Below are 10,775 nucleotides of genomic sequence, written 5' to 3' on the forward strand. Positions count from 1 at the left end.
GCTCGCTCATGACTGCTCCCCCAGGAGCTCGGAAAGGTCGTCGACGACCACGGTGGCGCCGTCGCGCCGCAGTTCGGCGGCCTGGCCGGTGCGGTTGACGCCGACCACCGCGCCGAAGCCGCCGGCCCGGCCGGAGGAGACCCCGGCGAGCGCGTCCTCGAAGACCGCGGCGTGCGCGGGCTCGACGCCGAGCGCGCGGGCCGCGTACAGGTAGGTGTCGGGGGCGGGCTTGCCGGGCAGGCCCTCGGTCTTGGCGACGTTGCCGTCCACGATCACGTCGAACAGCTCCTCGATGCCCGCCGCCCGCAGCACGTCGCGGCAGTTGGCACTGGAGGAGACCACCGCGCTGGGCAGCCCGGCCGCGCGCAGCCGGTGCACGTAGTCGACCGAGCCCTGGTACGGCTGGACGCCCTGTTCGCGGATCATCCGCAGCACGGTGTCGTTCTTGGCCCGGCTGATCCCTTGCACGGTACGGGAGTTGGGCGGGTCGTCGGGGGTGCCCTCGGGCAGGTCGACGCCCCGGCTGTGCAGGAAGGCCCGGGTGCCGTCGAGGCGCGGGCGGCCGTCCACGTAGGTGTCGTAGTCGGTGACGGCGTCGAAGGGGACGAACGGCCCGCCGGTGCGGGCGGATTCGGCGCGCAGGAAGGTGTCGAAGGTGTCCTTCCAGGCCGCGGCGTGCACCTTCGCGGTCTGGGTGAGCACCCCGTCGAGGTCGAAGAGGAAAGCACGGATGTCGTCCGGTAGCCCCAGCATGGGTGCAGTCTTACCCGGGAACGGGGGGAAGCCGCCCATTTCCCGGCGGCGCGTCGCGGAAGCGGCTGCGGCACCGCTACCGCTACGGCTACGGAGAGTCGGGCAGTTGCGGCTCGGGGGCCTGGATGACCGCGAAGAGCGCGCCCTGCGGGTCGCGGACAACGGCCATCCGGCCGGACTGCAGGTCGAACGGCGGCTGGAGCACCGAACCGCCCGCCCTGACCAGGGCGTCCACCGTCGAGTCGGTGTCGTCCACCGAGAAGTAGGTCATCCAGTGCGAGGGCGTGCCGGGCGCCAGGTAGCCGGGGACCGCCTGCATGCCGCCCACCGTGCGGTCGCCGACGTTGAGCGAGAAGTACCCGTCCATGCCCTGGACGGTGGCCGGGCGCAGCCCGAGCGCGGGCTGGTAGAAGCGGCCGGCCGCGGCGGTGTCGGTGGTGTTGAGCTCGTTCCAGACCAGCGCGCCGGGCTCGTTGACCACGCCGGCGCCGATGAAGTCCATCGCCTGCCAGACGCCGAACACCGCGCCCGTCGGGTCGGCGGCGACCATCATCCGGCCGATCGTCCCGACGTCCATCGGCTCGTAGAGGATGGTGCCGCCGGCCGCGGCGATCGCCCGGTGGCTCGCCTCGGCGTCGTCCGAGGCGAGGTAGGTGGTCCAGGCGACGGGCGGTGCGGGCCGGTCCTCGGGCCCGGGCGCCGTCATGATCCCGGCGACCGGCCGGCCGTTGAGCATGCACACGGAGTAGCCGCCGAACTCGACCGGGCCGACCTGGCCCTGCCAGCCGAAGAGGTCGCGGTAGAAGTCGAGCGCGGCCTGCTGGTCACTGGCCAGCAGGTCGACCCAGCACGGGGTGCCGGGCGGGTACGGGTCGGTGACGACGGGCATCGCGGGGCCTCCCGGAGGCGGTGGTGGCCGGCCGGGGCGGTCGGCAGGGCTGCGGCGGTCGGGCGGGGCTGCGGCGGGCACCGGGACGGCGCCACACCGCCACCTTCGGCCCGGCACCGCGTTCCCGCCACCGGACGGCGTCCGACGGCATCGGCCCGGCGGGCCGGCTCAGGGGGCGTCGTGCCGCCGGGCGGTGACGAAGTACGGCTGCACCTTGCCGCTCTGCGCGTAGTCCTTGAACCGGACCAGCAGTTCGGCCCAGGTGCCGGCCACCGCCGGGACGCCCTCCTCGCTGCCCGGCTGCCAGCCGCCGTGCCGGAACAGCAGCCGGGTGCGGTCGGGTGCACCGGGCTGCTCGGCGAGGTCCCAGCTGATCCAGGTGCCGGCCCAGTGCGGCGGGAAGGCCCCGGCGTTGGCCCAGACCACCCGGTCCCGGTCGGCGCGCTCGACCCGGAGCCGGAAGGGCTCGGGGACGTCGGGGAAGTCGAAGAGCAGGACGTCGTCCTCCCGGTCCACGGCGGTGGTCCACCAGGCGGTGAGCCCGTCGTGGGTGGTGAGCGCGGCGAGGACGACGGCCCGGGGTGCGGCGATGTCGAGTTGCAGGGCGATCTCGGGCATGGCGTCCGCCTTTCGGTGCCCGCTGGGCCCCCTCCTGTGGCCCCTCCTCACGATGGCACGACCCCCGGGCCCGCGCGCCCCGGGGATGTCCGGGGCGCCGGTCCGGGGGTCGGTGCGCGGGTCGGTGCGGGGGTCGGGTCCGCGGCGGGTGGGGCGGTCAGCCGCCGCTGCCGTAGGTGGTGTTGGCGCAGATGTCGTCGTCCGCCGAGCGGGCGTCGTTGGTGACGGTGGTGGGCAGCGGCTGCGGGGGCGCCGGGACGCCCGGGGTGGCGGCCGGCGCCGCGCCGGTCGAGCCCGGCGCGAGGCCGACGGCCGCCGCGAAGTCCTGGCCGACGATCACCGAGATGCCGCGCGCGGTGCCGGATTCGAGCTCGGCGCCGGGGAACAGCGCGGCGATCTTCTCCGCGTTGGCCTTCTGCCCGGAGCCGTACTCGATCGTGGTGGTCTTGTACTTGGTGTTCGCGGCCTGGCCCGCCGTGGAGGCGGTGAACTTGGCGGCCTTCAGCTGCTCGGTGCCCTTGCCGGCCAGGCCGTTGACGAGCGTCCCGTTGTAGACCGCGACCTTGACCGCGGCGTTGCCGGCGTCCCCGGCCGGGGCCGGCGGGGTGGTGGCCGCGGGCGGCTGCGGGGCCGGGCTGGTGCCACTGGCGGGGGCGTCGGGCTGCTGGCCGGTGGCGTTCTGGCCGTCGATGGTCTGGTCGGCCTTGAGGGTGTCCCAGAGCTTGTTGGCGTCCGGCTGGATCAGGTCGATGTTGGAGTCCTGGGTGCGGAAACGCCAGGGCGCCGTCACGAACTTGAGGTTGCTCATGTCGATGTTCTTGAGCGACAGGCCGAAGGAGAGCAGCTTGTCCGCGGAGTCCAGGCCCGGGTCGACGGTCAGCGACTTGGTCGCGGCGTCGGCCAGCGGCAGGAGGGTGGTCGGGTTCATCCCCTCCTTCTTGATCTTGGAGGCGAGCGAGCCCAGGAAGGCCTGCTGGCGCTTCATCCGGCCGATGTCCGAGCCGTCGCCGATGCCGTGCCGCAGGCGGACGTAGTCCAGCGCCTTCTGGCCGTCCACGGTCTGCTTGCCCTGCGGGAGGACCAGCGCGCCCTTCTTGTGCAGGTTGGGGTTGATGTCCCCCTCGTAGATCGGCTGCGGCAGGCAGACGTCCACGCCGTTGACGGCCTTGGTCATCGAGGCGAAGCCGTTGAAGTCGACCACGAGGGTGTGGTCGACCCGGATGCCGGTGAGCTTCTCCACCGTGTTCTGGGCGCAGGCCGGGTTGCCGTCGTCGCTGCCGCCGGTCGAGAAGGCGGCGTTGAAGAGGTCGGTGTTGCCGCCCTTGGTCCACTTGCCGTTGGGGAGCTTGCAGGACGGTATCTGGACCATCGCGTTGCGCGGGATCGAGATGCCCACGGCGTGCTTGTGGTCGGCGTAGACGTGCAGCAGGATCGTGGTGTCCGAGCGGGCGCCGCCGTCCTCGCCGCCACCGAGGTCGGCGTTGTTCTTGCCGCGGCTGTCGGAGCCGATCAGCAGCACGTTGACCGGCTTGTTGCCGTCCGCGTCGGCCTTCGACTCCGGCGGACGGTCGGTGGCTATCGCGTCGCCGTCGAAGGACTTGATGTTGGCGTTCAGCTTGAAGTAGATCGCGCCGCCCACGCCGGCGATGACCACCAGCACGCCCGCCGTCGTCCAGGCGACGATCTTCTTCACGTTCTTCTTCGGCTTGGCGCTCTTGCGCGCCGCCGCCCGGCCACCGGCACCGCCCTCGGCCCGGCCGTCGCCACCGCGGCCGCCGTCGCCACCGCGGCCGCCCTTGCCCTGGGCCGCACGGCGGGCCTCCGCCCGGCCACCGGAGCGCGGCGACGGCACGGTGCCGCCGCTCTCCGTGCCCTCGGTCGTGAGCGCGCCGGACGCGTCCTCGCCCCGGGCCGGGCCCTCGCCCCACTGACCTGACATGCGCGTACCTTTCACCGACGGAAGCGACGCCCCGGACGATCTGGCGCACCGCACACAGAGAGACGGTCGGGACCGCCCCCGGGTTGCACATACGTACAGCACTGGCAACCGACGAACGTGGCTTCCGATCATATTTAGACCCGGCGCGATCACGGACCCCCGGTGGGCCGGTCACCCCACCGACACTCCGGCAACCACCAGGCAGAACACCCGAAACCGCCCGATTCCGACGTGACCCATGCCACGTCGGTGCCGCCCGGCCCTTGTCCTGGGCGGGAGGGGGCGGGGCCAGACACGCCCTAGGACGCGCTGCGGCGGCGGCCCGCCCGGGCCACCGCGGCGGCGAGGGCGACCACCGCGACCAGGGCGGCACTCGCCCCGGCCACCGTCGAGGCCCGGGCCGGGGCGGTCCGGTCGGCGGGCGGCGGGACGGTGACCGGCTCCACGACGGCCCAGGGGGCGGCGGTGGCCGGGGGCTGGGCGGTCACGGCGGCCACCACGTCCAGCGTGCCCCAGCCCACGGCCGGGTCCGGGAGCGACGAACCCGGGCGGTACGCCGTGGACTTGAGCCGCTCGGCGACCTGGGCCGGCGTCCACCCGGGCTCCCGGGAGAGCAGCAGGGCGGCCGTGCCGGCGACCAGGGCGGCGGCGCCGCTGGGCCCCGAGGCGGTGAAGTAGCCGCCGCCCGGCCCGGCGGCCTGCAGCCCCTCGCCGGGGGCCGCCAGGTCCACCCGGGCGCCCGGACCGGCGCCTGCTGCGCCGCCGGAGCCGCCGGAGCCGCCGGAGACCGCGCTGCCACCTGCCGCGCCGCCGGAACCCGGGTCGCCCGGGGAGGGTGCGCCGCCCGGACCGATCGAGGCCACCGCGAGCACGCCCGGGTAGCCGGCCGGGAAGACCGCGCCCCTGCCCGGCTGCCCGTCCGGCCCGGCCGGGGCGACCAGCAGCAGCCCCTTTGCCGTGGCGTACTCGACGGCGTCGGCGAGCGCCTGGCTCGGCGCCGGCACCGGCACCCCGACCACGGCCACCCGGGCGCCGCCGTCGGCCGCCGCCCGGATGCCCTGGGCGAGCAGGTCCGGCGTGGTCGTCCCGGCGTCGTCGGTGACCGCGACGGCCAGGACGGTCGCCTCGGGGGCGATCCCGGCCGGTCCGTTGTCGGGCGTACGGCGGCCGGCGACCAGGCCCGCCAGGAAGGTGCCGTGGCCCACGCAGTCCCGGCCGGCGTCGCCCTGCCCGTGCAGCCGGGGGCCCGTCCGGAGCCGGCCGGCCAGCACCCCGGCACCGGTGCCCGCCGAGGCGTCCACTCCGGAGCCGAGCACGGCGACGGTCACCCCGGCGCCCCGGCCGAGCGACCAGGCCGACTCGGGCCGCAGGTAGACCTGGGCCCACGGGGCGCGGTCGACGGTCGCCCGGACGGACGGCTTGCGGCAGCCGTTCTCCCGGACGTCCGGGAGCGTCTGGCTCATCGCCGGGAGCTCCCCGGCCGCAGGCGGGGCGGCCGCTGCTCCGGCCGGGGCCCCCGGCGCGTCGGCGACCGCCGGCGCGACGGGGCCCAGCAGGGCGGCGGCGGCCCACACCGCCGCCGCCCCGGCGACCCCCCGCCGCCCCCGGCGGACGGCCGCCCCCACCGGGCGGACCGCCTCCCGGGGAGTTCCTGGGGCCCGCCCCGCGAACGGTGCCGGATCGGGCCGCGGCGTCAGGGTGCGTGCACCGCCGGGCGCAGGCGGGGCAGGCCCTGGGCCCTGGGGGGTCATACCGAGCTGCCCAGGCGCTCCACCGCGATGTCCTCGGGCAGCAGCAGGCTGAGCTCGGAGAGGTCGGCGAAGTCGAGGCGGCCGAGCCGGCCGGCCTGGCGGGTGATCATGCCCTCCAGGGTCTGCCGGGCGAAGCGGCCGTTGCCGAAGGTGCGGTCGCGCGGGACGGCGGCGAACAGGCGGGCCAGTGCCTCCAGGGTCTCGGGCGCGCAGGTGTAGCCGGCGTTCTCGGCGAGCCGGCCCACGATGGTGACCAGTTCGTCGTCGGTGTAGTGGCCGAACTCGACCTGGCGGGAGAAGCGGGAGGCCAGGCCCGGGTTGGAGGCGAGGAAGTGCCGCATCTCGTCCTCGTAGCCGGCGACGATCACCACCACCTCGTCCCGGTGGTCCTCCATCAGCTTCATCAGGGTGTCCACCGCCTCCTGGCCGAAGTCGCTGCCGCCGCCGTGGCGCGGGGTGAGGGTGTACGCCTCGTCGATGAAGAGCACCCCGCCGCGGGCCCGGTCGAAGGCCTCCTTGGTGAGCTGGGCGGTGTGGCCGACGTACCGGCCGACCAGGTCGGCGCGGGCGGTCTCGACCAGCTGCCCACCCGGCAGCACCCCCAGCTCGGCGAGCAGCTGCCCGTAGAGCCGGGCGACGGTGGTCTTGCCGGTGCCGGGCGGGCCGGCGAAGACCAGGTGGTGGCTGATGGTGGCGGTGGGCAGCCCGGCCTCCTCCCGCCGACGCACCTGGCGGATCAGGTTGACCAGGTCCTCGACCTGCTCCTTGGCGGCCGGCAGGCCGACCATCGCACGCAGTTCGGCGAGCAGTTCGGTGCCGTCCCGGCGGACGGCCTGCGGGGCCTCCTCGGGGGCGACGTCCTCGGGGACCAGCAGGGCCAGGTCCTCGTCGGAGATGTCTGCCCGGGTGGCGAGCCTGGTGGCCTGGCGGTCGACCATGTCCTCGAACACCTTGCGGGCCGCCCGGCCGTTGCCGAAGTCCTCGCCCTTGGGCAGCCGCTCGAACAGCCCGGCCAGGGCCTCCCGGGTGCCGCCGGCCAGCTCGTAGCCGTGCCCGGCGGCCGCTCGCTCCACGATGGTGACCAGCTCCTCCACCGAGTAGTTGGCGAACTCCACGGTCCGGCTGAACCGGGAGGCCAGGCCCGGGTTGGAGGCCAGGAAGTCGGTCATCTCGGCCGAGTAGCCCGCCACGATCACCACGATGTCCTCGCGGTGGTCCTCCATCAGCTTGACCAGGGTGTCGATCGCCTCCCGCCCGAAGTCAGGGCCGCTGCCGCCGGAGCCCGCCGACAGCGTGTACGCCTCGTCCAGGAAGAGCACCCCGCCGAGCGCCGACTGGAACACCTCGGTGGTCTTGAGCGCCGTCCCGCCGATCACCGAGGCCACCAGGTCGGCCCTGGCCACCTCGGTCAGATGCCCGCTGCGCAGCACCCCCAGCTCGGCCAGGATGCTGCCGTACAGCCGGGCCACCGTGGTCTTGCCGGTGCCGGGCGGGCCCGCGAAGACCAGGTGGCGGCTCATCGGCAGCGCGGGCATGCCCGCCAGCTCCCGGCGCCGGGCCAGCTTGTTGAGGTTCACCAGGGTGGCGACCTGCTCCTTGACGCCCGCCAGGCCGACCAGTGACTCCAGCACCTCCAGCGGGCCCGGCCGGCCGTCCGGCACGGCCCCGCCCGCGGCGGCGGGCTCCCCCGCGGCGCCGCCCGGGGCGCCGGGGGCCGCCCCGGTCTGCGGTGCGGCCGCCGGGGCGGGCGCGGCGCCGGTGGTGGCGGTGCCGTGCGCGTCCGGCAGCTCGTTCTCCTCGCTGACCAGGTCCTCCACCGACAGCCGCTCGCTCGGCGCGCCCTGGCGCAGGCCGGAGCCACGGTTGCGGGAGAGGGTGCAGCCGGTCAGCCGGACGGCCTCGACGGAGTCGGTGCGCACCCCGTCCCCGGTGTTCTCGCTCGCCGTGAGCTGGGCCAGGGCGGCCCGGGCGCCGGCCCCGATCCGCACGCCGTGGCGGCGGTTGCCGGTCACCCGGACCCGGGTGCAGGTCAGTTCGGCGCCGTCCTCGGCGGTGACCCCGTCCTCGGCGGAGCCGGACACCTCGCAGTCGCGCAGCGTCGCCGTGCCGACCCGGCCGAGTAGCACCCCGGAGCCGCCCGCGCCGCGCACCACGGTGGAGCCGAGCCGGAGGTCGGCGCCCTCCGCGATCCGCACGCCCGCCCGGCCCGCGTCCAGGACCTCGCAGTTCTCCAGCTGCCCGCGGCCGTCCCGGAGTGCGGCCACGCCGTCGCCCTTCGCCCGGTGGACGGCGACCCGGCGCAGCCTCGGGTTGGCGCCGTCGGTGATCAGCACGCCGGTGCCGGTGACGTCCCGCACCTCCATCCGGTCGACGTCGGCCGCACTGGCACCGGTCAGCTCGACCCCGTCGGCGCAGTCGCGGACGACGGTGCGGGCCAGCGAGGGCCCGGCGGAGTCGCCGACCCAGAGGCCGGTGCCCTCGCCGCCGTCGATCTCGCAGTCCTCGAAGGTGCCGCGCGAGCGGGCCGTGACGTGGACGCCGTGGCCCGCCGTCCGGGAGGCGCGGCAGCGGCGCAGCAGCGGGTCGGTGCCCCCGGCGAGCACGAAGCCGTGGCCGGAGGTGCCGGTGACGGTGCAGTCCTCCAGGGAGACCCTGGCGGTGGAGGAGATGTAGACGCCGATCGTGGTGTCGCGCACGGTGGTGCGCAGCAGCCGGGTGGTGCTGTGCTCCTCCAGGGCGATGCCGGGCTTGTCGGTGACGGAGACCTCACAGCTCTCGAAGGTGCCCCGGGCCTCGCCGTTGGCGCAGATGCCGTTGCCCCGGGCGTCGCGCAGCACGCAGTTGCGCAGCAGCGGGTTGGCGCGTTCGCCGATCACGACGGCGGAGCTGCCGAGGTGTTCGATGACGCAGTCCTCGATGACGCTGCTGCCGGTGGAGGTCTCCACGATGCCCGCGCCGGCCGGGTTGGTGACCCGGCAGCCGCGCATCGCCAGGGTGCCGTCCCCGCGGGTGAGCAGGGCCGTCCAGGAGCTGCCGACGACCTCGCAGTCCTGGACGGCGGCCTGGCCGCGCGGCACGTCGATGGCGGGCAGTTCCTCGTCCTGCCCCTGGAGGATCAGGCCGGTCAGCTGCACCGCCTCGGCGGTGACCTGGACCACGCAGCCGCGCCGGGCGGTGATCCGGACCGTGCCCCGGGCCTCCGCGGCGGTGATGGTGACCAGCTTGTTGATCACCAGGTTCTCCTCGTAACGCCCGGGGCGTACCGAGATCACCGCCCCGCTGCGGGCCGCCGCGAGCGCGTCGCCGATGGTGCGGTAGCGGCCGTCCCGCTGTTCCGGGCATACCGTCAGCACGTGGCGCGACATGGCGTGGCCTTCCCTCTCAGTGACTCGCTCGGTGGACGGCCCGGTGGCCGACTCGGTGGCTCGCGGATGACCTGGCTACCCGTCAGCCGGTGCAGTCGGCGCGCACGGCGGCCGCTGCGTGGTGGGCCTTGTCGGCGCTGCCGCCCCAGTCGATGCCCCGGGAGTGCAGGGTGACGGAGATCCGTCCGCCGCTGACCGGGAAGGGGCCGGCGTCGTACCAGTTGCCGCGGTTCGCGGGCTGGTCGACGTTGAAGGCGCCGGCGCCGCCCGAGGCGTTCGCCACGGTGTAGTAGGAGGGCTTGCCGCCCACCGCCTTGAGGTCGCCGTTGTTCGGGACGTAGACGGAGATCCGGCAGCTGCCGCTGGTGACCGGCGCCGTGGAGAAGGTCCACACCGCCGAGTTGCCTTCCGGGTCGTCCTTGTTCGCCGCGCCGGACATCGGCAGCGAGACGTACGAGCCGTTGCAGCCCGAACCGGTGTACCCGCCCGCGGAGTTGGACAGCCAGCCGGCAGTGCCCTGGGTCCACCAGCCGTTCTTGGCGAAGCTGACGGCGGAGTTGCCGCAGCCGTTGCCACCGATGGCGCTGAAGCTGGGCGGGGCGGGCTTGCCGGCCGCGGGCGGCTGCTGGGGGGCGGGCGGCTGCCCGGGGGCCGGCGGCTGGGGCGCGGGGGCCGGGACCGTGCCGGAGCCGGAGCCGGTGCCCGGGGCGGGGCCGGAGCCACCGCCCGCACCGGTGCTGCTGCCGCCGCCGTTGCCGCCCGGCGCCGGGGCGCCCGGGTTGGGGCGGGTGAGCGGGCTGCTGCCGGTGCCCGGGGCCGTCCCGGCGCCGGGGACGGTTCCGGTGGTCGTCCCGGGCGGGCCGCCGGGGACGACCGGGGCCCCGGGGACGGCCGGATCCCCGCCGGGGGTGGCCGGCTGGCCCTGCGTCGGGTCGCCGGCCGGGGCGCCGGGGACGGGGACGACCGGGTCGGCGGGCGCCGGGGGCTGCGCGAGGTCGTCGAGCTCGGGGCCCTCGACGGGGGGCCGGTCCGCCGTGCTGTGACCGCCGTTGCCGGAGCCGCCGCGGCCGGACTTGCCGCCGTCGGTGACCAGGAACGGCAGGCCCATCAGCACCACGCCGACGGTCGCGGCGGCGATGATCACGGGCCGCTTCAGCCGGGCCCGGCGCCCGGACGGGGCGGGACCGGCGGGCTCGGCCTCGGCCTCCGCCGTGGCCTCCGGGTCGGGGTCGGGGCCCGGGTCGGGCAGCGAGGCGGGAACGGCGGCGACCTGGCCGTACTGCGGCACGGCCGGCGGCGCGGCCGGGGCCACCGGGCCCGCGCCGGCCGGCCCCTCCTCCATCTCCCAGGCCACCGAGGGCAGCTGAATGCCCGCCGCCGCCCCGTTCTGAGACCGGTTCCCAGCCGTGCTCGTGCCCACCGCAGCTCCTCGGCTCCACTTGCAGTCCCTGTCGGCGGGA

Annotated in this window: 7 protein-coding genes; all 7 read right to left on the minus strand. The window is 75.7% G+C overall.

Features of this window, described 5'->3' with window-relative positions:
* Nucleotides 1–6: 6 nt before the first annotated feature.
* Nucleotides 7–753, minus strand: coding sequence for an HAD family phosphatase (locus BX285_RS04400; protein WP_183107000.1), 747 nt, complete (start codon nucleotides 751–753; stop codon nucleotides 7–9).
* 88 nt (nucleotides 754–841) lie between these two features.
* The gene (locus tag BX285_RS04405) at nucleotides 842–1,642 is read right to left on the minus strand and encodes a VOC family protein (RefSeq protein WP_097236749.1); all 801 of its coding nucleotides are present in this window, start codon (nucleotides 1,640–1,642) and stop codon (nucleotides 842–844) included.
* A gap of 168 nt (nucleotides 1,643–1,810) precedes the next feature.
* Nucleotides 1,811–2,260, minus strand: coding sequence for an SRPBCC domain-containing protein (locus BX285_RS04410; RefSeq protein WP_097236750.1), 450 nt, complete (start codon nucleotides 2,258–2,260; stop codon nucleotides 1,811–1,813).
* Nucleotides 2,261–2,417: 157 nt separating this feature from the next.
* Nucleotides 2,418–4,199 carry an LCP family protein gene (locus tag BX285_RS04415; RefSeq protein ID WP_121174509.1) on the minus strand — a complete coding sequence of 594 codons (1,782 nt, stop codon included), beginning with the start codon at nucleotides 4,197–4,199 and terminating at the stop codon, nucleotides 2,418–2,420.
* A 299-nt stretch (nucleotides 4,200–4,498) separates the two neighbouring features.
* The gene (locus BX285_RS04420) at nucleotides 4,499–5,662 is read right to left on the minus strand and encodes a S8 family serine peptidase (protein WP_147465108.1); all 1,164 of its coding nucleotides are present in this window, start codon (nucleotides 5,660–5,662) and stop codon (nucleotides 4,499–4,501) included.
* A gap of 284 nt (nucleotides 5,663–5,946) precedes the next feature.
* Nucleotides 5,947–9,315, minus strand: coding sequence for a right-handed parallel beta-helix repeat-containing protein (locus tag BX285_RS04425; protein WP_121174511.1), 3,369 nt, complete (start codon nucleotides 9,313–9,315; stop codon nucleotides 5,947–5,949).
* A gap of 82 nt (nucleotides 9,316–9,397) precedes the next feature.
* On the minus strand, nucleotides 9,398–10,735 hold the full coding sequence (locus BX285_RS04430; protein WP_147465109.1) for a hypothetical protein: 1,338 nt from the start codon (nucleotides 10,733–10,735) through the stop codon (nucleotides 9,398–9,400).
* Nucleotides 10,736–10,775: the final 40 nt, after the last annotated feature.

Source organism: Streptomyces sp. 1114.5 (assembly GCF_003635085.1).
Lineage (GTDB): Bacteria > Actinomycetota > Actinomycetes > Streptomycetales > Streptomycetaceae > Kitasatospora.